The sequence below is a fragment of the Allobosea sp. 05T422_2 genome (assembly GCF_056396265.1).
In genome coordinates this window covers 15,926-39,325 of record NZ_JBFTLD010000022.1, presented here as the reverse complement: position 1 = coordinate 39,325, position 23,400 = coordinate 15,926, and the positions used below count along the sequence as shown (strand labels likewise).

Annotated in this window: 22 protein-coding genes and 1 pseudogene; 11 read left to right on the top strand and 12 right to left on the bottom strand. The window is 65.2% G+C overall.

The window, feature by feature from the left end; translation table 11 throughout:
- Positions 1–49: 49 nt before the first annotated feature.
- Together AC1DJT_RS06745 and AC1DJT_RS06740 are read left to right on the top strand one after the other, a co-directional pair.
- Positions 50–577 (top strand): ureidoglycolate lyase, encoded by a 528-nt coding sequence (locus AC1DJT_RS06745; protein WP_476768155.1) that lies wholly within the window; start codon positions 50–52, stop codon positions 575–577.
- Positions 578–698: 121 nt separating this feature from the next.
- A complete protein-coding gene (locus AC1DJT_RS06740; protein WP_441506469.1) occupies positions 699–1,130 on the top strand; it encodes a DUF1236 domain-containing protein in 432 nt (143 codons plus the stop codon).
- 99 nt (positions 1,131–1,229) lie between these two features.
- Here AC1DJT_RS06740 and upp read toward each other — a convergent pair whose 3' ends face one another.
- From upp to AC1DJT_RS06710, 6 genes are all read right to left on the bottom strand, one after another.
- The gene (upp, locus tag AC1DJT_RS06735) at positions 1,230–1,871 is read right to left on the bottom strand and encodes a uracil phosphoribosyltransferase (RefSeq protein ID WP_441506468.1); all 642 of its coding nucleotides are present in this window, start codon (positions 1,869–1,871) and stop codon (positions 1,230–1,232) included.
- Positions 1,872–1,941: 70 nt separating this feature from the next.
- Positions 1,942–3,159 (bottom strand): URC4/urg3 family protein, encoded by a 1,218-nt coding sequence (locus AC1DJT_RS06730; RefSeq protein WP_476776303.1) that lies wholly within the window; start codon positions 3,157–3,159, stop codon positions 1,942–1,944.
- 15 nt (positions 3,160–3,174) lie between these two features.
- Positions 3,175–4,437 (bottom strand): GTP cyclohydrolase II, encoded by a 1,263-nt coding sequence (locus tag AC1DJT_RS06725; RefSeq protein WP_441506466.1) that lies wholly within the window; start codon positions 4,435–4,437, stop codon positions 3,175–3,177.
- Between the two features lie 110 nt (positions 4,438–4,547).
- Complete coding sequence (locus AC1DJT_RS06720) at positions 4,548–4,715, bottom strand: Thivi_2564 family membrane protein (protein WP_441488940.1); 168 nt, start codon at positions 4,713–4,715, stop codon at positions 4,548–4,550.
- A gap of 236 nt (positions 4,716–4,951) precedes the next feature.
- Positions 4,952–7,090: a glycine--tRNA ligase subunit beta gene (gene glyS / locus AC1DJT_RS06715; RefSeq protein ID WP_476833765.1), complete on the bottom strand. Its 2,139-nt coding sequence runs from the start codon at positions 7,088–7,090 to the stop codon at positions 4,952–4,954.
- Positions 7,090–8,007, bottom strand: a complete 918-nt coding sequence (locus tag AC1DJT_RS06710) for a glycine--tRNA ligase subunit alpha (RefSeq protein WP_476833772.1) — start codon at positions 8,005–8,007, stop codon at positions 7,090–7,092. Before AC1DJT_RS06710 ends, glyS begins: the two co-directional genes overlap by 1 nt.
- Before the next feature lie 238 nt (positions 8,008–8,245).
- On the opposite strand from AC1DJT_RS06710, the gene AC1DJT_RS06705 reads away from it, so the two are divergent.
- Both AC1DJT_RS06705 and AC1DJT_RS06700 read left to right on the top strand, forming a co-directional pair.
- A complete protein-coding gene (locus AC1DJT_RS06705; RefSeq protein WP_476833764.1) occupies positions 8,246–8,536 on the top strand; it encodes a hypothetical protein in 291 nt (96 codons plus the stop codon).
- Between the two features lie 260 nt (positions 8,537–8,796).
- Complete coding sequence (locus AC1DJT_RS06700; protein WP_476768153.1) at positions 8,797–9,018, top strand: hypothetical protein; 222 nt, start codon at positions 8,797–8,799, stop codon at positions 9,016–9,018.
- 125 nt (positions 9,019–9,143) lie between these two features.
- Here AC1DJT_RS06700 and AC1DJT_RS06695 read toward each other — a convergent pair whose 3' ends face one another.
- Together AC1DJT_RS06695 and AC1DJT_RS06690 are read right to left on the bottom strand one after the other, a co-directional pair.
- Positions 9,144–9,899 carry a tRNA1(Val) (adenine(37)-N6)-methyltransferase gene (locus AC1DJT_RS06695; protein WP_441506463.1) on the bottom strand — a complete coding sequence of 252 codons (756 nt, stop codon included), beginning with the start codon at positions 9,897–9,899 and terminating at the stop codon, positions 9,144–9,146.
- Positions 9,892–10,116 (bottom strand): putative signal transducing protein, encoded by a 225-nt coding sequence (locus AC1DJT_RS06690; RefSeq protein WP_069877466.1) that lies wholly within the window; start codon positions 10,114–10,116, stop codon positions 9,892–9,894. The genes AC1DJT_RS06695 and AC1DJT_RS06690 overlap by 8 nt, the downstream gene beginning before the upstream one ends.
- A gap of 150 nt (positions 10,117–10,266) precedes the next feature.
- Between AC1DJT_RS06690 and AC1DJT_RS06685 the strand changes: the two genes are divergently transcribed.
- On the top strand, positions 10,267–11,283 hold the full coding sequence (locus AC1DJT_RS06685; protein WP_476833763.1) for a polyprenyl synthetase family protein: 1,017 nt from the start codon (positions 10,267–10,269) through the stop codon (positions 11,281–11,283).
- A 34-nt stretch (positions 11,284–11,317) separates the two neighbouring features.
- Here the strand turns inward: AC1DJT_RS06685 and AC1DJT_RS06680 are convergent, their stop codons facing one another.
- The 3 genes from AC1DJT_RS06680 to AC1DJT_RS06670 form a co-directional block, all read right to left on the bottom strand.
- On the bottom strand, positions 11,318–12,202 hold the full coding sequence (locus AC1DJT_RS06680) for a 4-(cytidine 5'-diphospho)-2-C-methyl-D-erythritol kinase (protein WP_441488935.1): 885 nt from the start codon (positions 12,200–12,202) through the stop codon (positions 11,318–11,320).
- Between the two features lie 32 nt (positions 12,203–12,234).
- Positions 12,235–14,013: a tetratricopeptide repeat protein gene (locus tag AC1DJT_RS06675; RefSeq protein ID WP_476833762.1), complete on the bottom strand. Its 1,779-nt coding sequence runs from the start codon at positions 14,011–14,013 to the stop codon at positions 12,235–12,237.
- A gap of 418 nt (positions 14,014–14,431) precedes the next feature.
- The gene (locus tag AC1DJT_RS06670; protein WP_476833761.1) at positions 14,432–16,111 is read right to left on the bottom strand and encodes an electron transfer flavoprotein-ubiquinone oxidoreductase; all 1,680 of its coding nucleotides are present in this window, start codon (positions 16,109–16,111) and stop codon (positions 14,432–14,434) included.
- 219 nt (positions 16,112–16,330) lie between these two features.
- Between AC1DJT_RS06670 and AC1DJT_RS06665 the strand changes: the two genes are divergently transcribed.
- From AC1DJT_RS06665 to ypfJ, 4 genes are all read left to right on the top strand, one after another.
- Entirely contained in the window at positions 16,331–17,143 is an 813-nt protein-coding gene (locus tag AC1DJT_RS06665; protein ID WP_441506459.1) for a uracil-DNA glycosylase, read from the top strand.
- Between the two features lie 150 nt (positions 17,144–17,293).
- Positions 17,294–18,724, top strand: coding sequence for a cytochrome ubiquinol oxidase subunit I (locus AC1DJT_RS06660; protein ID WP_476768150.1), 1,431 nt, complete (start codon positions 17,294–17,296; stop codon positions 18,722–18,724).
- Between the two features lie 13 nt (positions 18,725–18,737).
- Positions 18,738–19,742: a cytochrome d ubiquinol oxidase subunit II gene (cydB, locus tag AC1DJT_RS06655; protein ID WP_476833760.1), complete on the top strand. Its 1,005-nt coding sequence runs from the start codon at positions 18,738–18,740 to the stop codon at positions 19,740–19,742.
- A 109-nt stretch (positions 19,743–19,851) separates the two neighbouring features.
- A complete protein-coding gene (ypfJ, locus tag AC1DJT_RS06650; protein ID WP_069877471.1) occupies positions 19,852–20,733 on the top strand; it encodes a KPN_02809 family neutral zinc metallopeptidase in 882 nt (293 codons plus the stop codon).
- Between the two features lie 102 nt (positions 20,734–20,835).
- On the opposite strand, the gene AC1DJT_RS06645 is transcribed toward ypfJ, so the two are convergent.
- The gene (locus tag AC1DJT_RS06645) at positions 20,836–21,324 is read right to left on the bottom strand and encodes a glycosyltransferase family A protein (protein WP_441506456.1); all 489 of its coding nucleotides are present in this window, start codon (positions 21,322–21,324) and stop codon (positions 20,836–20,838) included.
- Positions 21,325–21,451: 127 nt separating this feature from the next.
- On the opposite strand from AC1DJT_RS06645, the pseudogene AC1DJT_RS06640 reads away from it, so the two are divergent.
- Together AC1DJT_RS06640 and rnhB are read left to right on the top strand one after the other, a co-directional pair.
- A pseudogene (locus AC1DJT_RS06640) lies at positions 21,452–22,639 on the top strand (PA0069 family radical SAM protein); the annotation flags it as partial.
- 54 nt (positions 22,640–22,693) lie between these two features.
- Positions 22,694–23,305 (top strand): ribonuclease HII, encoded by a 612-nt coding sequence (gene rnhB / locus AC1DJT_RS06635; protein ID WP_441506454.1) that lies wholly within the window; start codon positions 22,694–22,696, stop codon positions 23,303–23,305.
- The last annotated feature ends 95 nt before the right edge of the window (positions 23,306–23,400 follow it).

Here is a 23,400-nt window from a genome sequence, read left to right as displayed (position 1 = left end):
CCCAGCGGCCCGCCGTTTTCTTTTGGCCCCGAACCGATAGCATCGCGCCATGACCGAGACGATCAGCCTCACCATCGAGCCTCTCACCGCCGAGACCTTCGCGCCCTATGGCCGGCTGCTTGCGCCGGAAGGGCCCCGCGATGCCGGGCGCGAGGGCTATGACATCTGGATCAAGCCGTTCAGCGCCGAGAGCCAGGCCAGGCTCCAGATCGTGCGCTATCACGCCCGCCCCTTCGTCGTGCGGGTCATGGAACGGCATCTTCATGTCACAGAAACCCGGATGCCGCTGGGAGGACCATCCTCCGTCCTCGTGGTCGCACCGCGCGAGGCAGATTTCCCGACGGGTGCCAACCTGCGTGCCTTCCGCCTCGAGCGAACCGGCATCCTGCTGCATCGCAGCACCTGGCATTCGATCGACGCCTATCCCGAGTCAGGCACGCATGCCGATTTTCTCTTCCTCTCGGAAGAGGCGACCGTAAGCGAGCTCTTCGACACCCCGAACAGCCCCCCGCGAAGGACCGAAGTCGTCGACCTTCGCAAGCGAGAAATCCACGTCGTGATCGACGTTAGTCGTTGATATCGCGAACTGATCGCGAGTTCTTTCGCGGTCAGTCACATCTCGTTACCTCGAAATTCCGGAACCTAATCTGCAGTACATCGTTCTCCTCCCAGTTTCCCGAATTCGAAGGAGAATGAAAATGATCAAGAAGCTCCTTATTGCTGCTGCTATCGCTGCAACTCCTGCGATGGCCTTTGCCCAGACGGATACAGCGCCGAAGGGCGGCGCGGTCGGCGGTGCAACCAGCGGGGCCGTGAGCGGCGCCGTCGGTGGCGCGGTTGTCGGCGGTCCGGTCGGTGCCGTTGTCGGCGGCGTCGGCGGCGCGGTGGTCGGTGCGATCATCGGCGACGCGACGACACCGCGCTTCCGCCAGTATGTCGTCGAGCAGCAGGTCCCGTCCTACACCTATGCCGAACCCGTTGCCGTCGGYACGGTCCTGCCGGAGCGGGGCGTGGTCTACCGCCAGGTGCCGACGGAATACGGCGCTCAGAACTATCGCTATACGGTCATCAACAACCGTGCCGTCCTGGTCGAGCCGCAGACTCGCCGCATCGTCCAGGTGATCGAATAACCGGTGATCGAAACGATCCGAAGGGCGACCTTATATCGAGACCCGGCCGCTCTTCAGATCGGGCCCGCTCCAGCAATGGGGCGGGCCTCAATCCATGCGTCAGCGCGTGCCGAACATGCGGTCGCCGGCATCGCCGAGGCCCGGCACGATATAGCCGTGCTCGTTTAGGCGCTCGTCGATCGCAGCCGTCCAGATGCGCACATCCGGGTGAGCACCGCGCAGGCGTGCGACCCCTTCCGGCGATGCCAGCAGGCAAACGAAGCGAAGGTCCTTGGCACCGCGCTCCTTCAGCCGATCCATCGCCGCCACGGCCGAGTTTGCCGTGGCCAGCATCGGGTCCATGACCACGATCATGCGGTCGGCAATGTCGGACGGGGCCTTGAAATAATACTCGACCGCCTGGAGYGTATCAGGATCGCGATAGAGCCCGATATGAGCGACGCGGGCAGCCGGGACGAGTTCCAGCATGCCATCGAGGAAGCCGACGCCGGCGCGCAGGATCGGCGCGAAGACCAGCTTCTTGCCGGCGATGATCGGCTGCATGCTCTTGGTCAGCGGCGTCTCTATCTCGATCAACTCGGTCGGCAGGTCGCGCGTGACCTCGTAGCAGAGCAGCATGCCGATCTCGTTCAGGAGCTGCCGGAAGCTCTTGGTCGAGCGATCCTTCTCCCGCATCAGCGTCAGCTTGTGCTGGACCAGCGGATGGTCGACCACGGTGACGCCGTCGGAATGCCTGGTCATACGCTCTACCCCTCATCGTTCTCATGAGCCCTCGCCCCAGGCGAAGGCTGCTGCTCACGGCAGCACGGTCTCAGAATACCGTGCCATCGCTGACGATGGTCAAGGGCGGCCCGCCATCCCCGCGTTTTTCTCGTGCGATGCGCCGTCCGGCAGCCCAGGTCCCACCCTCGAGGATCTTGGCGAGCGGGAGTTCGTCCCGCGAGCGATCAAGCCGCTCCCGAATGAGCACACCCAACTCATCGAGAAGGGCCACCGTGAGCGCCCGCCATTCGACCACGAGCGGCGACGCGACGTCGTGACTGCGCGCCGCATCATCCGCATGCTTGAGCGTGATCACGCCCACGTCGAGGAACAGCCCGCCATTGCGATACTCGGGCAGGCCGGTGAGATCATCGATATCGACGACGGTGATGCCGGCCCATTGCAGCGGTTCGATCAGCGAATAGGAGAGCCATTGCGAGAGCTTGTGGAACGGCACGAGTCCGGCCGTGGAGAGATCCGGAGCGATCAGCGGATGACGCCAGGTATCGCCCAGGGCAATTCCTGCGATCGTCAGTCGTGACGGCCAGATGCCGCCGAAGGTGCCAAGAACCTCGGCCAGGATGTGGGCGGCGCGGATCGAGCCGCCCGACGCCGTCTCGATGAAGCGATCGAAGAGGTCGCCCGGCCGTGTCAGGCCCTGGCGTTCGAGTTCCTCGCCGAGTCGGTTCAGCAATGCGGCCCGCCCTTCGAGCGCAAGCAGGGGATTGGCCGGTCCGGCCTGGAAACCGGCGGCGAGTGCCTCGGTGTCGAGCCGCTTCAGGGCCTCGGAATCGGCCCGTAGCGAGTCCGCCGCGTCGCTCGAGAACAGCCCCGCAGCGAACATGTCGAGCGAGGCGAGCGCCAGCCCTTCCGATCGGCTGATCGGCTTGCCCGTCACCCTGTCGTGATAACTCCAGGTGGGCCCCGCACCGGCATCGAGCAGAACGCTGACGACCGCGAGATCGTAGGCCGCGCGGCCGCGCGCTCCGGCATCTGGGAAATGCGCCCCGCGCTCAAGCATGCTCCAGCGATCCATGCCTCCGACCACGAAATGGCGCCAGCGCGCGTGGAAGGGGATGTCCAGCGTCGGATAATTTGCCCGGATCGTCTCGAGGACATAGTCCGCGCAGGCCGCCAGCCGCTCGGGATGCACGGAGAAATGCAGCAGGCGGCCCTCAAGGCCGAGCTGGAGCATTTCCTGCGCCCGCTCACGGATTGCGGCGGGCTTCAGGAGCCGGCGGACGGCCTCGGGGTCACGGTCGGACATGGCTGGCTGGTGCTCTCAGAACTTGTCGAGGTCGCGACCGACGGTCGCCTTCAGCGTGTTGTCGCCAGGCGTGCCCTCCGGCGAGTAGTAGCCGGCTGCCTTCTTGGCCTCGATCTCGACCGAGGCATCGGGCGGGATCAGCTCCGGCGGAATGGCAACGCGCTCGCCGATCTCGATGCCCGACTGCACCATGGCGTCGTATTTCATGTTCGACATCGACATCAACCGGTCGATGCGCGTGACACCGAGCCAATGCAGCACATCCGGCATCAATTGCTGGAAGCGGGCATCCTGCACGCCGGCAACGCATTCGGTGCGCTCGAAATAGGTCGCAGCGGAATCGCCACCCTCCTGGCGCTTGCGGGCATTGTAGACGAGGAACTTGGTGACCTCGCCAAGCGCCCTGCCCTCCTTGCGGTTGTAGACGATGAGGCCGACGCCGCCGCCTTGCGCCTCCTTCACCGCCTCCTCGATGCCATGCACGAGATAGGGCCGGCAGGTGCAGATATCGGAGCCGAAGACATCCGAGCCGTTGCATTCGTCATGGACACGGCAGGCAACCCTGCGCTTCGGATCGATGATCGCTGAGATATCGCCGATGACATAGCAGGTGATCGAGCCGATCGGCGGCAGGAAGACGTGCAGATCGGGCCGGGTGACGAGTTCGGGGTACATGCCGCCGGTCTGCTCGAACAGCGTGCGGCGCAATTCCTGCTCCGACGTACCGAAGCGCTCGGCAATGCCCGGCAGGTGCCAGACCGGGTCGATGGCGATCTTGGTGACGCTGATATCGCCGGACTTGTGCAGGATACCCTCATCGGCGGCGAGCCTGTGGCCAGCCATCGCAGCGAGAATCTCCGGCAGGTTCAGCCGCGCCTTGGTGATGGCGATGGTGGGCCGGATATCGACGCCCTCGGCAATCAGTCGCCCGAAATCCTGTGCGACCCGATGGCCGTAAGGGTCCAGCGAGACGATCTTGCCGGGTTCAGCCCATTGCGGCCGCGGCAGAATGTCGGTGGTCGGCTGCGTGTTCGTCAGGTCCGGGCGCTGCGACGGATTCATGGCGCGCGCCGAGATCGCAAGCGCACGATAGACCGAGTAGGAGCCGCCATGGGCTCCTATGACGTTGCGGTCAGCCGGGTTGGTGGTCGAGGCAATGACCGGGCCGCGCTCGACGGCGGTTTCCGCACCCCATCGGATCGGGAAGCGCGTCGCCGCACTGCCAGGCTCGGGATGCGACGTCAGGCGGATATGGGTGGTCCGGTTCTGCGAATTCATCGCGACGCTCTCGAATCGGAAAAGGGCCCATGACGGAGTCGTCCGGGCCCTTTTGACCGATAGGAGAGTGGATCAGTGCTCAGCGCACGTCAATCGACCCGCGCTGGCGCTCAGAAAACCGCGAGATAGCGCAGCAGCGAGATGATGCCGATGATGATGACGATGATCTGGACGATGTTCTTGATCTGGGCATCGAGCGGCAGCATGCGCACGAGATAAAGCACCAGACCGATCACCAGAATCGTGATCAGAAGCGAAATCAGAATACTCAGACCCATAGCCCACATCCTTTATCGCGGCCGCTTGCCGGCCCCCCGGAGGCCGTGCGCGAGGCGTTCGCGGCACGGTTTCTCTGCAGGACAGAACGTCGCAGGATGGGAATTGGTTCCGTTTCAGGGGCCGAGCGCCMGCTTATCCCGAGCTTTCACCGCCATTTTCGGCATAATCGGGACTGACCCGACCATGCCTGTCGCGAGGCGCGGATGCTCGCCGGAATGGCGAGCCGTGGGGCGCGCTAGCCTGCGATCCGCGAGAAATCCGCCACGGCGCGCGTCGCCTCGCGCAGCTGGTTGAGCAGCTTGAGACGGTTGGCGCGCAGGGCCGGATCGGGATCGTTGACCGTGACCTTGTCGAAGAAGGCATCGACCGAGGGCCTGAGCTCGGYCAGCGCAGCCATCGCACCTTCGAAATCCTCCTTGGCGACGGCAGCCTCGGCCTTCGGCGTCGCCTGGGCCAGTGCAACGGCGAGCCCCTTCTCCTCGATCAGGCCGGCATCGGCGATGAGCTGGAGATCGGCGGCAGCGGCAAAAGCGCCCTCGCCGTCCTTCTTCTCCTCGGCCTTGAGGATATTCGCCGCACGGCGATAACCGCTGAGCAGGTTCACGCCGTCCTCGGTGTCGAGGAAGCGGCTGAGCGCGTCGACGCGGCGGGTGATGAGCAGGAGATCGTCGCTGTTCGATGCGCCTTCGCCCAGCACGGCATCGACCAGGTCATGCCGCGCCCCGGCATCGCGGAGCACGACCTTCAGGCGGTCGTGGAAGAACGAGACGAGGTCTGGATCTGGGGCGACACCGGCGAGCGAGAGCCGTACCCCATTCTCGACAACCAGCCTGATCACACCCAGCGCCGCACGGCGCAGCGCGTAGGGATCCTTGCTCCCGGTCGGCTTCTCGTCGATGGCCCAGAAGCCGACCAGCGTATCGAGCTTGTCGGCCAGGGCGACGGCAACGGAGACCGGGTCCGTCGGCACACGATCGGACGGGCCGAGGGGCTTGTAGTGCTCTTCGATCGCTGCCGCGACAGAAGCGTTCTCGCCCTGCAGCTCGGCATATTTCCGGCCCATCAGCCCCTGCAATTCCGGGAACTCGCCGACCATCTCGGTCGGCAGATCGGCCTTGGCGAGTTTCGCCGCGCGTTCGGCGAKAGCGGGATCGGCACCGACGAGCGGCGCCAGCTCGCGAGCCAGCGCCGCGATGCGCTGCACGCGCGCGCCCTGCGTCCCAAGCTTGGCGTGGAAGACGACGCCGAGCTTGTCGAGCTTGGCCATGCGCTGGTCGAGCGGCTTGGCGAGGTCGAGGCCAAGTGTCCCGGCACTCTCCCTGAACGTGTCKAGATCGGGCAGCGAGCCCTTGTCCGTCGCAAAGAAATAGGCCGCGTCCGAGAGGCGCGCACGCACGACGCGGCCGTTGCCGGCGACGATTGCGCTGCCGCCATCGCTGGCGTTCAGGTTCGAGACCAGGATGAACTTGTTGGCGAGCGCCCCCGTCACCGGGTCACGCAGCACGAAGCATTTCTGGTTGGCGCGGATCGTGGCGCGGATCGCCTCGCCCGGAATCTCGAGGAAGCGCTCCTCGAAGGCGCCCATCAGCACGACCGGCCATTCGACGAGGCCGGCGACCTCCTCGAGCAGGCCTTCATCCTCGACGAGGTCCAGCCCCTGCGCGAAGGCGAGGTTCCGKGCGTCGGTGAGGATGATTTCCTTGCGCCGGTCGGCATCGAGCACGACCTTCGCCTTCTCCAGATGCGCGACATAATCGTCGAAACGCCTGACCGTTATGGCCTGGGGCGCATGGAAGCGGTGGCCATAGGTCGTGTTGCCAGAGGCAATGCCGTCGACCTCGAACCGGACCACCTCGGGCTCCTCGGTCTCCGGCCCGAAGGTGCAGAGGATCGAGTGGAGCGGGCGCACCCAGCGCAGGCTGGCGCCAGCGGCGGAGGCTTTGCCCCAGCGCATCGATTTCGGCCAAGGGAAGTTGCGAATCACGTGCGGGACGATCTCGGCGATGGCCGCGACCGTCTCCTGCCCCGGCTTCTCGATGATGGCGACGTAGGAATCGCCCTTCTTGGGGTCGCTGACGATGGTCGCCTGGTCGAGCGAGGCAAGCCCTGCCGCCTTCAGGAACCCTTGGACGGCGGCGTCGGGCGCGCCCACGCGCGGCCCCTTGCGCTCCTCGCGGATATCGCGGCCGCGCACCGGTAGTTCAGCGATGTGCAAGGCGAGGCGGCGCGGCGTCGCAAAGGCCCTGGCGCCCTCATAGACGAGGCCGCGTTCGACCAACGCATCGGTGACGAGTTTCTTGAGGTCTTCCGCCGCCTTGCGCTGCATGCGGGCGGGAATCTCTTCCGAGAAGAGTTCGAGCAGGAGATCGGGCATCAGTTCGCTCCCCCGCCGGCGGTCTTCAGCCAGGCCGCACCGCAGGCCTTGGACAGTTCACGCACGCGCAGGATGTAGCTCTGGCGCTCGGTGACCGAGATCACCCCGCGCGCATCGAGCAGGTTGAACATGTGGCTGGCCTTGATGCACTGGTCATAGGCCGGCAGCGCCAGCGAGTGGCGCGGATCATTGGCTCCCTCCCCGGCTTCGCCCGCGGCGAGCAGCGCCCGGCACTCGGCCTCGGCATCGTTGAAGTGGCGGAACAGCATCGCCGTGTCGGCATGTTCGAAATTATAGCGCGAGAATTCCTGCTCGGCCTGGAGGAAGACATCGCCGTAGCTGACGCGATCCTCACCCTCGAGCCCGTTGAAATTCAGATCCATGATGCGGTCGACGCCCTGCAGATAGCAGGCGAGACGTTCGAGCCCATAGGTCAGCTCTCCCGCGACAGGCGCGCATTCGACGCCGGCGACCTGCTGGAAATAGGTGAACTGACTCACCTCCATGCCGTCGCACCAGCACTCCCAGCCGAGCCCCMAGGCGCCCAGTGTCGGGCTCTCCCAATCGTCCTCGACGAAGCGGATATCGTGGAGCCCCATGTCGACGCCAATGGCCTGGAGCGAGTCGAGATAGAGCTGCTGCAGATCCGGCGGCGATGGCTTCAGAATGACCTGGAACTGGTAATAATGCTGCAGGCGGTTGGGGTTCTCGCCATAGCGGCCGTCCTTCGGCCGACGCGAAGGCTGGACATAGGCAGCCTTCCAGGGCTTGGGACCGAGCGCGCGCAGCGTCGTCGCCGGGTGGAACGTACCGGCGCCGACTTCCATGTCGTAGGGCTGCAGGACGACGCAACCGCGCTCCGCCCAGAAGCGCTGCAAGGTCAGCAGCAGGCCCTGGAACGAGCGGGTCGGGTTCATCGGATCGGAGACGGGAGCACCGGCCAAGAGCTTGAGCCTTCCAGACAATCTAAGAATAGCGGCGTGCTTAGGGGCAGCCACGGCGCGCGGTCAAGCATTCCGCGCATGACCATGGAACCGACGCGGACAGCATTCGTTCATGATCGGCGGGATAATCTCCGCAGCAACCGTACAGTCCGCGGCGTTCGGGGCGAGCGCTCGAGACGGGCCGGCGGCGTCAGCCAGCAGGAGTAGCTTAATGCTGTCATCACGTTTCATTGCCGCTCTCTTCGGAGCGCTCACCCTCATGTTCGCGGCCTTCACCGTCGCCCCCGCAACGGCCGCACCGGTCAGCACCGGCACGATGCAGACGACGCAGGCTCCGACTGATCTGGTCCAGCAGGCGCAGTACTATGGCCCGCGTCCCTATTATGGCCCGCGCCGCCCGTATTACGGCCGCSCGGTCTATCGTCCGCGCTGCTTCTACAGTAACCGCCGCGTCTGGAACGGCTATCGCTGGGTGATGCGTTCGGTGCGCGTCTGCCGCTGATCGCGGCGTGAATTGTGGCTGCCATGTGGCGGTCCGATGAAGGATAGCTGAACGGCGCGGTGTCGCGCCGTTCAGTTTTTGAGCGTTAGCATCTTCACCGAATTGGTGTTCGACCGCGCGGCAAGGGCCGCGGGCGCCAGGCAGGGGAGAGAATCCACGCCATGCTTCGCAAAGCTTTTCTCGGTGTCGCGGCAGCGGTCAGCCTCGGCGGCGGCGTCATCGCCAGCGCCCCGGCCTCGGCCTAGGTCGTCACCCTCGGCTTGAGYGCAGCCGCGCAGGCGGATCATGGCTACGAGCAGGTCCAGTACGGCTATGGCCCGGGTTGGGGCCCGCGCCCCTATTACGGTCGGCCCTATTATGGCGGTCCGCAGCCCTATTACGGCTATGGCGGTCCGTATTACCGCCCGCGCTGCTTTTTCCGCCCGTTCCGTTATTGGGATGGCTCGCGCTGGGTCGTGCAGCAGCAGCGGATCTGCCGCTGATCTCACCGTCCGTGATTGCATCGGCTTTCCCGAGAGCGGTGATCCACTTTTCGGGCCGGTGATCTAACCTTCTGTGTTCGCATCGGCTTTCCCGAAAACCGCAATCCACTTTTCGGGCCGATGCTTTAGCCGAGCAGTGCCCGGCCACGGTGAACCGCTTCGCTGAGTTCGGTGAAGCGGCCATCAGGCCCGTTCAAGACAAAGGCCGGCAGCAGCGCTGCCGGCTTTCTGCTGTTCAGCGTCGCCGTGACGATGATGCGAATCGCCGGCCGGTCGGCCGAGGCGTGCACGGGGCGGATGGCCACGCCACCAAAGCCGGTTTCCAGCCCATTCAGAATAGCCCCCAGCGCCTCGGCCCGATGAATGATCGCGACGCGTCCGCGCGGCTTGAGCAGCCGGCGCGCTGCCTTCAACCAGATTTCGAACGGCTGATCGGCGACATGCGCCGTTCGCCGGTTGCTCACTGGCGACGCCTTCACCGTATCGTCTACAAAGAAGGGCGGGTTCATTGCCACGCAGGCGAAACCTGCTGGCACAAGGCTGGCTTCGGCACCGGCCCCGACATCGGCCGCAACGAGCCTGACCCGATCGCCGAAGCCGTTCAGGACGATGTTCTGCTCGGCCAGCGCCGCAAGGCGGGGATGCCGCTCGATCAACGTGACCGTCAGCTCCGGCCGAAGCATCGCCGCGGCCAGACCGACCGTCCCGACGCCAGCGCCGAAATCGGCCAGCGGGCCTGTCTCGTCTTCCGACAACGCCGCAGCGAGCAGAATCGCGTCCGTGCCGGCACGATGCCCCTTCTTCGGCTGACGAAGAATCAGACGGCCATCGAGCAATCGATCCTCGACGATCTCGCCGAGATCCGTCTCCGAATCACTCATCGCGCAGCTCGGCGCCGAACCCCGCCTCGATCAAAAGCGCGCGGGCCCTTCGGCGATCCACCTCGCGCACGAGCAGGCGCCTCTGGAAGGCTCCGGTCATGCCCTCAAGCGCGCTCATGTGCTGGTCGGCGATCAGACAATCGAGATTGGCGGATGCGAGCAGCGCCTCGATGGCGCCAAGCAGGACAAGGTCATTGGTACGGACGAGTTCGTGCATTGTGTCATGGAGACGAAGGCAGGGTCTGCGCGCAAGCCATTTTCGGCCCTGGACTCGCGGGTGCGGCGTCAAAGTGCGATTGCGGGGGCTGGCCACCCATGCAACGGTTGTGGCAATGCAACAAAGCTGAAATCGGCCGGAGTGAGCAGCGTGGGCGTCGTCGTACCCTTCGAGGACAAGKAACAGGGACAGGCCAGCATCGAGGGTCTCGTGGGCCTGACACGCACCGACATGGAGCGCGTCAATGCGATGATCCTGTCGCGCACCGGCTCGGACGTCACCATGATCCCCGAGGTCGCCAACCACCTGATCTCGTCGGGCGGCAAGCGCCTGCGGCCGATGCTGACGCTCGCCACGGCCGCGCTCTGCGGCTATCGGGGCGAGGGTCATGTCAAGCTCGCGGCCAGCGTCGAGTTCATGCACACCGCCACGCTGCTTCATGACGACGTCGTCGACGAGAGCGACATGCGCCGTGGCAAGCTCGCGGCCCGGATGGTCTGGGGCAATGAAGCGAGCGTGCTCGTCGGTGACTTCCTGCTCGGACAGGCTTTCAAGATGATGGTCGAGGTCGGCTCGCTCCGCGCGCTCGATATTCTCTCCACCGCAGCCGCCGTCATCGCCGAAGGTGAGGTGATGCAACTCGCCGCGGCCAAGAACACAGCCACGACCGAGGACGAGTACCTCGCCGTCATCCGCGGCAAGACCGCGGAGCTGTTCGCGGCGGCCTGCGAAGTCGGGCCGGTGATCGCCGAATCACCCAAGGCCGATGCTGCCGCCTGCCGCAGCTATGGGCTCAATCTCGGCATCGCCTTCCAGCTCATCGACGACGCGCTTGATTATGGCGGCGTCGCGAACAAGCTCGGCAAGAACACCGGCGACGATTTCCGCGAGGGCAAGATCACCCTGCCGGTCGTGCTCTCCTTCCGGCGCGGCGACGAGACCGAACGCGCCTTCTGGCGCCGCACGCTGCAGGATGGCGAGATCAAGGACGGYGATCTCGAGGAGGCGCAGGCGATCATGCGCCGTCACCGTTCCCTCGACGATACGATCGAGCGGGCCCAGCACTACGCCAAGATGGCGAAGGATGCGCTCGGCCTCTTCCCCTCATCGCCGATGAAGCAGGCGCTGAACGAGACGGTCGATTTCTGCGTGGCGCGGGCGTACTGAGCGTGGCGCGGGCGCACTGAGCAGCCCGCGGACCTCATCTCAGCAGGGTCGGCTTGATCCACCAATCCGGCCGCTCATCCGCCAGCAGCTTCGCAGCGGCAGCGCTCTGCCGGCAATCGTCGAACAGGGCAAAGCAGGTCGCGCCCGAGCCTGACATTCTGCCGAGCCGGTAACCCGGCAGCCGGGACAGCCGCTGCAGGACGTCGGTGATGATCGGCGCGACCTGAGCCGCCGGGGCTTCGAGATCGTTGCCGGTCCGATGCAGCGCCGCAAGCAGGTCCGGGGCAGCAGCGAAGCGCTCCGCCGCACCGATGCCCGATTCCACTGCGGCCGGGCAAGATTGCCCCTGCGCAAGTCCGAGCGTACGGAAAACGTCTGCGGTGCCGACGGCGACATTCGGGTTGACCAGAATGGCGAAGAGCGGCGGCAGGCACAGTGCGGGGCCGAGGCGCTCGCCAATCCCGGCCATGATGCGAGCGCGCGACTCGAGGCAGACCAGGACATCGGCGCCAACCCTGATGGCAGCGCGCTGCAGCTGAGGCGAGGCAGGCGAGAGCCCGTTCAGCCTTGCCAGCAGACGCAAGGTTGCTGCCGCGTCAGCCGAGCCTCCGCCAATGCCGGAGGCGACCGGCAGACGCTTGACGAGGTGGAAATGTCCGGTTCGCAGTCCGGGGAGCTCGTCTGCCAGCGCCTGCACGGCACGGAGAACCAGATTCCCATCATCCGCGACAAGACTGGTGCCTTGCGGACCACCGATCGTCAGGCCGAGGCCTGAAGCCGGTTCCAGCGCCAGCGAATCACCGACACTGGCGAAGGCGACGAGGCTCTTCAGCTCGTGATAGCCATCGGCGCGACGGCCGAGGATTTTCAGATCGAGATTGACCTTGGCGCGAGCGCGGGTCGTCAGCGCAACAGGCACGCGAGGTCCGTCACCGCATCACAATGCATCGGTCAGCCGCCATCCGCCTTCGGCTCGGCGGCATTGGCCGACGGGGCCTCCTCCAGCCCCTTCTCGATCTTGTGCTTGATCTTGACCAGATCCTCGGGCTCCGGGCTGAGATCGCGGGCGGCGTTCCACTGAAAGACCGCCTCCAGCTTGCGGTCGACGCGCCAATAGACATCGCCGAGATGATCGTTGATCACCGGATCGGAGGGCCGCAGCTCCATCGCGCGCTCGAGTTCGCGGGTCGCCTCGGTATAGCGGCCGAGCCGGTAGTAAGCCCAGCCGAGCGAATCGGTGATGTAGCCGTCACGCGGGCGCAGTTCGACGGCCCGGCGCAGCATGCCCAGCGCTTCATCGAGCTTGAGATGCTGATCGACCAGGGAATAGCCGAGATAGTTGAGCACCAGCGCCCGCTCGCGCCCCAGCGCCTCCGGCATCAGTTCGAGGGCCTTGCGCAGATCCTCCTCGGCCTCCGCCCAGCGCTTGATGCGCTCGCGGGCAATGCCACGGAAGTAATAAAGGTCCCAGTTCGAGCGGCCCGGCGAAGCGAGCTTCGCGATCGCCTTGTCATAGGTGTCGGCAGCCTCGGCGAAGCGCTTGCGTGAGCGGTAGACATTGCCGAGCGCCGAGAGCGCGTCGACATCGTCAGGACGCGCTGCGATCAGCGCTTCGAGATGCTTCACCGCCTCGTCCGACTTGCCAAGCGCTTCCAGCGCCAGACCGGACTGGATCTCGGCATTGGAGGCCAGCGGCGAACCCGGCGGCATGCGGTTGTAGACCGTCACCGCATCATCGAGCTGCTTGGCCCGCTCCAGGATGTCGCCGAGCGTCAGGACGGCGAGATCGTGATTGGGGTCGAGATAGAGGGCGAGCCTGAGATAGAGCAGTGCAGCGGCCTCGTCTCCCTGGCGGTTCCCCGCGCTGGCGAGGCCGTAGAGCACTTCGGCTGCACCCTGCTGCGCCGTAGCGACCGAGCGGGCAAGCGGCTCCTTGGCGGCGACCCGGGTCAATCCGTCACGCACGATGGGGTGATTCGGCAGGAGCCTGTCGAAGGCGCCATAGGTTGCCGCAGCTCCTTCGAAATCGCCGGAGCGGGTCTGGAAGCGAGCCCAGAGATCGACGAGACGCAGCGTCGTCTTCTCGGCCTCATAGGCCGCCTTGAGCCTGCGCTCGGAATCCGCCTTGCGGCCGGCGATATCGAGGATCAGGCCGGCATGATAGTCGCGGAAGAGATTGTAGGAAGGCTCGCCCTTGAGCCGCTCGAGCGTCTCGAGCGCGCGGTTGGTCTGGCCGGAGCCGGCATAGGACCATGCGGACAGCAAGGTCGCCGTGATGTCGGCGGAACGCCCGCGCCCGCCGCGCTGCAGGTGATTGCGCGCCGTCTGATACTGTTTCTGCTTGATGGCGCGAATGCCGATCGCGAGCTGCGCCAGCCCGTTGCTCGGGTCGCGCTGCACCAGCTTCTCGGCGGCGCGGAACGCGTCATCCATGGAGCCATCGGCCAGGAAGGCGACGAAACCACGCTCCAGCAGATCGTTGTTCTTCGGATCGCCCTTGATCGCCTCCCGCAGGAAGACCGAGGCCGCGCCAAGGTCTCGGCCGGCACYGGCCACGATCGCGGCCAGATAGTTGCCTTCAAGGCTTTCGGCAGGCTCAAGCGGCTCGGTGGTGCGGGTCGGCGTATTGGTTTGCGTGGTGGCCTGCGCAGCGGCCCCGGCATGAAGCGCGACAAACAAGGCCAAGGCCAATGTCGCGCCGGCCCCTCGGCCGTTCATTCGAAACGTCACGACTGCTATTCTCCCTCGGTCCGCTGCCTCGTGTGGCACAGGGGCTGGGTCCATTCAGCGCGACCGTGACCGCTTCGCATAGGCGCGCAAGATGGCCGTTTCCGGGCGCCCCGGCAAGCCGCAAAGCCGGCGCAGATCGCCTCCGTAGCAAGGATGCAACAACCACTGCAATCACGTCGTGCAGCGCACAAATTCAATCACGTCACGCTGCAGTTCGGCACGCCATCACCATTGCAGCTGCATCTCTCGGCTCTGTGGCGACGATTCGCCCAGGATCATCCCAGGGAGACGATCGTTCGCTCGGTCGCCGCGATCATCGACCGCACCTCGCCGGGGCCAAGTGACCATTTCGGCAGGACAAGCCGCCGCCCTGGCAGGGCGCGGCCTCCTTATCGCACCGGTCACCGTCGCCGACTCATCACATGTTCGAGTAACCCGGGCCACCGCCGCCCTCAGGCACCACCCAGGTGATGTTCTGGGCGGGATCCTTGATGTCGCATGTCTTGCAGTGCACGCAGTTCTGCGCGTTGATGACGAAGCGCGGATCGCTCTTCGTCTCGTTGTCCTTGTAGACGATCTCGTAGACGCCGGCCGGGCAATAGAGCCGGGCGGGCTCGCCATACAGCGGCAGATTCTTCGCCACAGGAATGGCGGGGTCGGTCAGCTTCAGATGGGCGGGCTGGTCTTCCTCGTGATTGGTCGAGGACAGGAACACCGACGACAGCTTGTCGAAGGAGAGCTTGCCGTCCGGCTTGGGATAGGTGATCGGCGTCACCTCGCTCAGTGGCTTCAGCGTCGCGTAATCCGGCTTGCCATGCTTGAGCGTGCCGAAAGGCGACCAGCCGAAGAGCTGGTTCAGCCACATGTCGATGCCGCCGAGCACAACACCGCCGATCGTCCCGAATTTCGACCAGAGCGGCTTGACGTTGCGGACCGGCTTGAGGTCGCGGCCGATCGGAGACGCGCGCCAGCTGGTTTCGATCTCGCTGACTTCGTCATGCGCGCGTCCCGCCGCCAGCGCCGGCACGAGATGCTCGGCCGCCAGCATTCCGGACAGGATCGCGTTGTGGCTGCCCTTGATGCGCGGCACGTTGACGAAGCCGGCCGCGCAGCCGACCAATGCCCCGCCCGGGAAGCTGAGTTTCGGCACGGATTGCCAGCCACCTTCGGTGATGGCGCGCGCGCCGTAGGACAGGCGCTTGCCGCCCTCGAAGACGTCCCGGATCATCGGGTGCGTCTTGAAGCGCTGGAACTCGTCGAAGGGCGAGAGTGTCGGGTTCTCGTAGTTGAGATGCACGACGAAGCCGACGGTGACGAGATTGTCGTCGAAATGATAGAGGAACGAGCCGCCACCGGTCTTGCCGTCGAGCGGCCAGCCGAAGGAGTGCTGCACCCGGCCCTTGTGGAACTTCTCCGGCTTGACCTGCCAGATCTCCTTGAGGCCGATGCCGTATTTCTGGGGCTCACGATCMTTGTCGAGACCAAAGCGCTGGATCGCGATCTTGGACAGCGAGCCGCGCGCTCCTTCGCCGAGCAGCGTATAGCGCCCGCGCAGCTCCATGCCGCGGGTGAAGCGTTCGGAGACCGTGCCGTCCTTGGCGATCCCCATGTCGCCCGTGGCGACACCAGTGACGGCGCCCTTCTCATCGAAGAGAAGCTCAGCGGCCGCGAAGCCCGGATAGATCTCGACACCCAGCGCCTCGGCGCGGGTCGCCAGATAGCGCGTCACCAGCCCGAGCGAGCCGACGAAATTGCCGTGATTGTTCATCAGCTTCGGCATGCCGAAATTCGGCAGCCGGATTCCGTTCGGCTCGGTCAAGAAATAGAAGATGTCCTCGCTGACTTCCGTGGTCAGCGGGCGTGCCTCGTCCTGCCGCCAGTCAGGCAACAGCGCGTCGAGACCAATCGGATCGATAACCGCGCCCGAGAGGATATGGGCGCCGACCTCCGCCCCCTTCTCGACCACGACCACCGAGATGGCCTCGTCGAGCTGCTTCAGGCGAATGGCGGCTGCGAGACCAGCGGGACCTGCGCCGACGRTGACGACGTCATAGTCCATGCTCTCGCGCGGGGTGCTTTGCGCTTCCTCGAGTTCCATCCTGCCCTCCGCCAACAACTTTCGCCTCGACAGCGATAGTTTATATATGAACGATCACACTCTCTGGCTCAAGCCAAACCGAAACCAGATTGGAACCCCTCTATCCGAGCCCACGTTCCAATTTGCAACCGCGTTTGACCGCTCTGGCGAGCACGCGGAGCCGGGACAGCCGCCCGACAGGTGTCGCGAAGCCGCGCCGGACCGTGCTAAGACGCCGGGATGATCCCTGCTGGCCACGATCCCGTCGAACTCATTGCCTGGTACGCCGAGATGGGCGTCACCGAGATGCTCGACGAGACGCCGCATGACCATTTCGCCGAATCCGCACAGGCCGCCGAAGCTGCCGCCACGCAGCCTGCAGCACGCCGCAATCCTCTGCGTGCCGTTCCTGCCGCGCGCGTCATCGCGGCCGACGCAACGGCGCCCGACGAGGCCATGCAGAGCGCGCGCCTGCTGGCCGGGCAGGCCAAGACGCTCGACGAATTGAAGGAGGCACTGGCCAGCTTCGAGGGCTGCGCGCTCAAGGCGACCGCGAAGAATCTCGTCTTCGCCGACGGCAATCCGGAGGGGCGCGTGATGTTCGTCGGCGAGGCCCCCGGCGCCGATGAAGACAGGCTCGGCCTGCCCTTCGTCGGGCGCTCCGGCCAGTTGCTCGACCGGATGCTGGCGGCTATCGGCCTCAACCGGCAGGAACATGTCTACATCGCCAATCTTCTGCCCTGGCGTCCGCCCGGCAACCGCACGCCGACGCCGCAGGAGGTCGCGATCTGCCTGCCGTTCATTCAGCGGCAGATCGAACTCGCCAATCCCGATATCCTCGTCTGCATCGGCGGCCCCTCTGCCCAGGGCCTGCTCGGCTTCACCGGCATCCTCGCCTCGCGCGGCAAGTGGACCGAGTACGATATGGGCACAAGGCGCATCCGCGCCCTCGCCACGCTTCACCCCGCCTATCTGTTGCGCCAGCCCCTGCAGAAACGCCTCGCCTGGCGCGACATGCGGGCGCTCAGGACAGCGCTCGACGCAGCCAGCTAAAGTATTCGCCTGCGACAACGCAGCCCTGCCTCTGCGACATTCCGGCCCCTCGCGCAGTTTCGGATTTGACTAAATTGCCGCGCAGCGACGATGCTGTGCGGGCAGAGTCGTTTCAAGCCGCTCGTGCGGCGTGCCGGCCGGAGCCTTGCGATGGAAATCGACGCTTTTCTGCTTTCGCGTATTCAATTTGCTTTCACGGTTTCCTTCCACATCGTCTTCCCCGCCTTCACCATCGGGCTTTCCGCCTATATCGCGACATTGCTCGGCCTCTGGCTGAAGACCGGCGACGACAAGTTTCACCTGCTCGCCCGGTTCTGGACCAAGATCTTTGCGGTCTCCTTCGCGATGGGCGTCGTTTCGGGCATCGTGCTGTCCTACCAGTTCGGCACGAACTGGAGCCGGTTCTCGACGGTGGTCGGCAACGTCATCGGTCCACTGATCGGCTACGAGGTTCTGAGCGCCTTCTTCCTCGAGGCCTCCTTCCTCGGCGTCATGCTGTTCGGCTGGAAGCGCGTTCCGCCCTGGCTGCATTTCCTGTCCGCGGTGATCGTCGCCGCCGGAACGGCCTTGTCGGGGTTCTGGATTCTCTCGGCCAATAGCTGGATGCAGTATCCGACCGGCCACGAGATGCGCGACGGCATCGCCTATCCGGTCGACTGGCTGCAGATCATCTTCAATCCGACCTTCCCCTTGCGCTTCATGCACATGATGACGGCGGCCTATCTGACCACCGCCTTCGTGGTGCTGGCGACGGGAGCGCGCCATCTCCTGGCCGGGACGAGCATCGAGCCTGCCAGGACGATGGTGCGAATGGCGATCCTGATGATCGCCCTGACGGCTCCGATCCAGGCCATCATCGGCCACCAGCACGGCGAGGACACGGCGAAATACCAGCCGGCGAAGCTCGCAGCGATCGAAGCGCATTGGGATTCGTCGAAGCCCGGCGCTCTGGTTCTCTTCGCCTGGCCCGACGAGAAGGCCGGCATCAACCGCTACGAAATCGCGATTCCCGGGCTCGCCAGCCTCGTGACCCATGGCAGCATGAGCGCTCTCTTTCCCGGCCTGAATGATTTCGCGCCGCAGGACCGGCCGCCCGTCAAGATTCCCTTCTTCGCCTTCCGGCTGATGGTCGGCATCGGCTTCCTGATGATCGGCTTCGGCTGGCTCGGTGCCTATCTCTGGTCACGTGGCAAGGTGTTCGAAGCACGACGTTGGCTCTGGCTGGCGCAATACACCTGGCCACTCGGTTTCGTCGCCATCCTCGCCGGCTGGTTCGTGACCGAGGTCGGGCGCCAGCCCTGGCTCGCAACGGGTGTGCTGCGTTCGGTCGACTCCGTCTCGCCGGTGACGGCGATGCAGGTCGCAATCTCGCTCGCGCTCTTCGTCTGCGTCTATTCCGTGGTCTTTGCGGCCGGGATCCTGCTGATGAACCGGTTGATCGACAAGGGCCCCGACGCTCTCCTCGCCACGGACCCACCGGAGCAGCCTTCGCAGCGKACGCTCAAGGCGACGCAGGATGACGCCTCTGTGCTGTTCGGCGACGGGCATCCCGGCGACGACAAGATCCAGCCGGCGAATTGAGGGGAGAGCTGAGATGGAATGGTATCTCCCCGTCATCTGGGCCGTCCTGATCGGTACTGCCGTGATGCTCTATGTCGTGCTCGACGGTTTCGACCTCGGCATCGCGATCCTCTTCCCGACGACCAGGGACGAGGGCGAACGCGACCAGATGATGAACTCGGTCGCGCCCTTCTGGGACGGTAACGAAACCTGGCTCGTGCTCGGCGGCGGCGGCCTCTGGGTCGCCTTTCCGACCGCCTACGCCATCATCATGCCGGCCTTCTACACACCGATCATCCTGATGCTGCTGGCGCTGATCTTCCGCGGGGTCGCCTTCGAATTCCGCTGGGTCGCCAAGCCGCATCACAGGAAATGGGACATTGCCTTCTGGCTCGGCTCGACCCTTGCGGCCTTCGCTCAGGGCCTCGTGCTCGGTGGCTTGATCCAGGGCATCACCGTGAGCAACCGCGAGTTTGCCGGCGGCCCCTTCGACTGGCTGACGCCGTTCTCGGTGATGTGCGGGGTCGGCGTCGTCGTCGGCTACGCGCTGCTCGGCGCGACCTGGCTCGTCTTCAAGACGGAAGGTGCCGTCGCGGACAGGGCACGGCGCCAGGCGAAATGGCTCCTGCTCGGTCTGATGGCTTTCGCTGTGATCGTCTCGCTGTGGACGCCCTACGCACATCCGCGCATCGCCGAACGCTGGTTCACGCMGTCCAACCTGCTGCTGCTCTGGCCATTCCCGGTCCTGACGGCGTTCTGCGGCTATATGGTCTGGAAGCGGCTGCACGGGCAGCACGAATTCACACCCTTTGCCTTCACCATCGCGATCTTCCTGCTCTGCTTCCTGGGACTCGCGATCTCGAACTATCCCTATCTGGTGCCCCCGAGCCTGACGATCTGGGATGTGGCCGCAGCGCCGTCCTCCCATATCTTCGTCCTGATCGGCGTCTGCTTCCTGCTGCCGATGATCCTGTTCTACACGGCCTTCGTCTACTGGACCTTCCGCGGCAAGGTGAGGGCCGACAGCGGCTATCACTGAGGTAACAGGAAGAACCTGGGGAACCACCCGCGCGCGAGCCGGTTGACGAATAGCTTGAGTTCCGGGCCTCTCTCCACGAGATTGCTCGGGACTAGACGGGGACTCCGCCATGCGTTGGGAAGATTATCGCCAGTCCGAGAATCTCGAGGACAGGCGCAATGGCGGCGGCGGCTTCGCGGGGCTTCCCGGCGGGCGCGGCGGTGTCGGCATCGGAACTATGGTCGTGCTTGGCCTTGTCGGCTGGGCTCTCGGGATCGATCCGCGCATCCTGATCGGTGGCGCCGAAATGCTCGGGGTCGGGCGCAGTGCTCCGACCCAGGAGAGCCGCCCGGCCTCAGGCCCGCCGCAGGATGAAATGGGTCGCTTCGTTTCGGCGGTGCTGGCGCAGAACGAGGATATCTGGACCAAGATCCTGCCGCAGCAGGCGAACCGCCGCTACGAACCGCCGAAGCTCGTGCTGTTCTCGCGCATCGATCGCTCGGGGTGCGGCACGGCACAGGCAGCGATGGGGCCGTTCTATTGCCCCGAAGACAAGAAGGTCTATCTCGACCTCTCCTTCTTCCAGGAGATGCAGCGCAAGCTCGGCGGTGGTGGTGACTTCGCCTATGCCTATGTGATCGGCCACGAGGTCGGCCATCACATCCAGAACCTGCTCGGTATCCTGCCCAAGGTGAACCAGCTGCGACAGCGCATCTCGGAGCGCGAATCGAATGCGCTGTCAGTGCGGGTCGAGCTGCAGGCGGACTGCTTCGCCGGCGTCTGGGCGCATAATGTCCAGGCGATGGGCCGAATCGACCAGGGCGATGTCGACGAGGCGATGCGGACGGCGGCGGCGATCGGCGATGACCGGCTGCAGCAAGCCTCGCAAGGCGTGGCCGTGCCCGATTCCTTCACCCACGGCTCGTCGGCGCAGCGCACACGCTGGTTCACGACCGGCTTCAAGTCCGGCTCGCTGCAAAGCTGCGATACCTTCCGGACGAACCAGCTTTAGATCATCGGACCCGATCTCGTATCCGATCCGATCTCACCTTCTGGGGTTGCGTCGGCTTTCCCCGAATACCGCGATCCACCTTTCGGGCCGATGCCTTGCGTCTCAGGATACGGCACGCTCCCGGCGCACCGAGAGACGCCGCGGCGCGGCATTCAGCCGCCCGGCCAGAACCAGCCCCTTCGGCACCACAAGGCCGGCCCGCAGCCGACGCGGGCCGAATGACAGCGCGGCGCGCTCCTTGAGCGCCGCAGCAACCCCGCTCAGCGGCAACAGGGCCGGCCTGTCGGGCGCCAGCAGCAGATGGCGCTCGGTCGCCTGAATCCAGTTTGGCTGCAGGATGTCCCCGGCGCTCAACAGAAGCAGCCAATCGCCGCGCGCCTGCGCGGCACCGGCATGCCAGCTTTCAGGCACGGCCGCCCTGACATAGGTCGCACCCGTCGCATCGGCGAGGCGTTCCACCTCCCCCTCACCATCCGCATCGACGACCACGGCATGGCCGAGGAAACCTTCGGCAACGGCCGGGATCAGCGCGGAAAAAGTCGCAGCGAGTGCTCTGGCCGGTCCGTCGGCCCTGATGACGGCTGTAAGCATGGCCCATTGATTATGACGCAGCGCAACATGCCGCAATCCCGCCACTTGCATTTTGTTCCCTATATGTTCACATTGATGGTCACGGAAACGCCGATTCTTACGGCCCTCTCAGGAACGGCTCAGCGCCATGCAGCAAGCCAGACCCAGTTCGCGACCGATCGCAGCCCAGCCGCTCAGGCGGCATGACGGCGAAACCCTGTCGGCATCCGCGCGTGTCGCTCCGGCTGACCCCCTCGCCTATGCCGGCCACCGCATCGATCCGGAACGACGGCGCGGGCGCGGGGCAACGATCAATCCAGGCGGACGCTTCGAGACCGAGCAGCGCGTCGCCGAAGATGATGGCTGGGGCTCTCTCGGCGAATTACCAGCCTTCAAGACCGAAGTCGCGATCGAGAAAGCGCGCACGATCATCACGCGGAATGATTCGCCGGATATTTCGTTTGACCGCTCGATCAACCCCTATCGCGGCTGCGAACATGGCTGCGTCTACTGTTTCGCGCGGCCGAGCCATGCCTATCTCGGGCTTTCGCCTGGGCTCGATTTCGAGAGCAAGTTGACAGCCAAGCCCGACGCCGCGCTGCTGCTCGAGAAGGAATTGTCTGCACCGTCCTACCAGCCGCGCACCATTGCGATCGGCACCAATACCGACGCCTATCAGCCGATCGAGAAGAAGCTGCGGATCATGCGCTCGATCCTGGAGGTGCTGGCGCGCTTCCGCCACCCGGTCGGCATCGTCACGAAATCGGCACTGGTACAGCGCGACATCGACATCCTGGCGCCGATGGCAGCGCAGGGCCTCGCCAAGGTCGCGATCTCGGTGACGACGCTCGATCCCAAGATCGCGCGCGGCATGGAGCCGCGCGCCGCCGCGCCGGCGAAGCGGCTGGAGACGATCAAGCGGTTGTCGGATGCCGGCATTCCGGTGACCGTGCTGGTCGCGCCGATCATCCCCGCGATCAACGAGCAGGAAATCGAGCGCATCCTCGACGCCGCCAAGGCCGCCGGGGCGCGCGAGGCCGGTTACGTGCTGCTGCGGCTGCCGCTGGAGGTGAAGGATCTCGTCCAGGACTGGCTCCTGACCCACCATCCAGACAAGCTGCGCCATGTCGTTTCGCTGATCCGCTCGACACGCGGCGGCAAGGATTACGACTCGGCCTGGGGCCAGCGTCAGGTCGGTTCCGGTCCCTATGCCTGGATGATCGGGCGGCGCTTCGAAATGGCAGCCGAACGCCTCGGCTTCAACGCGACGCGGTTGCGGTTGCGCAGCGACCTCTTCCTGAAGCCGGAGAAGGAAAAGGCACAGCTCAGCCTGTTCTAKACGACGGCCTTCCGGCATAAGCCCGGCAACGATTTCTTTCCTGGACCGGGCATGGCCGCCGATTTCAGCCGCGAGGCGCACGCAATTGAGCAAGGATTCTGGCCATTGGCCGGCGTCGACGAGGTCGGACGCGGGCCGCTGGCCGGGCCAGTGGTGGCGGCTGCCGTCATTCTCGACCCCGGCCTGATTCCGGCTGGCCTCGCCGATTCGAAGGAACTCAGCGCCGCAAGGCGCGAAGCGCTGTTCGGGGAGATCGCCAAAGCCGCGCTCGGTATCGGGATCGGCAGCGTCACAGCGCAGGAGATCGACGCGCTCAACATCAGGCAGGCGACGCTGCTCGCCATGAAGCGCGCGGTTGCCGGTCTGCCTGTCCAGCCGCGGCATGTGCTGGTCGATGGCAACGACCCTCCCACTCTGCCCTGCCCCTGCGATGCGATCATCAAGGGCGACGGCAGCGTGGCCTCGATTGCGGCCGCATCGATCATCGCAAAGGTGACCCGCGACCGGATGATGGCGCGCCTGGCGACGCATTATCCGGCCTATGGTTTTGCCGGGCATGCCGGATATGGCACGGCCGCGCATCGCGCCGCGATACAGACCCACGGCCCGTGCCCGGAGCACCGTTTTTCCTTCGCGCCGATCAAGGGCGTCTGGCGGCGCTGAGCGGTTGTGCGATGCCCGCGACACGTTAGCCGTTTCTTAACACCCGATCCGGATTCAGCTGGTTTGCCAATGCACTAGGCAAAAACTGCAGCCCC

Bases quoted from the DNA above. Each gene is read 5' to 3' on its own strand.
- AC1DJT_RS06665 (WP_441506459.1), top strand. From the start codon at position 16,331: ATGATCCCTGCTGGCCACGATCCCGTCGAACTCATTGCCTGGTACGCC.
- rnhB (WP_441506454.1), top strand. From the start codon at position 22,694: ATGGCCGCCGATTTCAGCCGCGAGGCGCACGCAATTGAGCAAGGATTC.
- AC1DJT_RS06745 (WP_476768155.1), top strand. From the start codon at position 50: ATGACCGAGACGATCAGCCTCACCATCGAGCCTCTCACCGCCGAGACC.
- AC1DJT_RS06730 (WP_476776303.1), bottom strand. From the start codon at position 3,159: ATGTCCGACCGTGACCCCGAGGCCGTCCGCCGGCTCCTGAAGCCCGCC.
- AC1DJT_RS06690 (WP_069877466.1), bottom strand. From the start codon at position 10,116: ATGCACGAACTCGTCCGTACCAATGACCTTGTCCTGCTTGGCGCCATC.
- ypfJ (WP_069877471.1), top strand. From the start codon at position 19,852: ATGCGTTGGGAAGATTATCGCCAGTCCGAGAATCTCGAGGACAGGCGC.
- AC1DJT_RS06725 (WP_441506466.1), bottom strand. From the start codon at position 4,437: ATGAATTCGCAGAACCGGACCACCCATATCCGCCTGACGTCGCATCCC.
- AC1DJT_RS06720 (WP_441488940.1), bottom strand. From the start codon at position 4,715: ATGGGTCTGAGTATTCTGATTTCGCTTCTGATCACGATTCTGGTGATC.
- AC1DJT_RS06645 (WP_441506456.1), bottom strand. From the start codon at position 21,324: ATGCTTACAGCCGTCATCAGGGCCGACGGACCGGCCAGAGCACTCGCT.
- AC1DJT_RS06695 (WP_441506463.1), bottom strand. From the start codon at position 9,899: ATGAGTGATTCGGAGACGGATCTCGGCGAGATCGTCGAGGATCGATTG.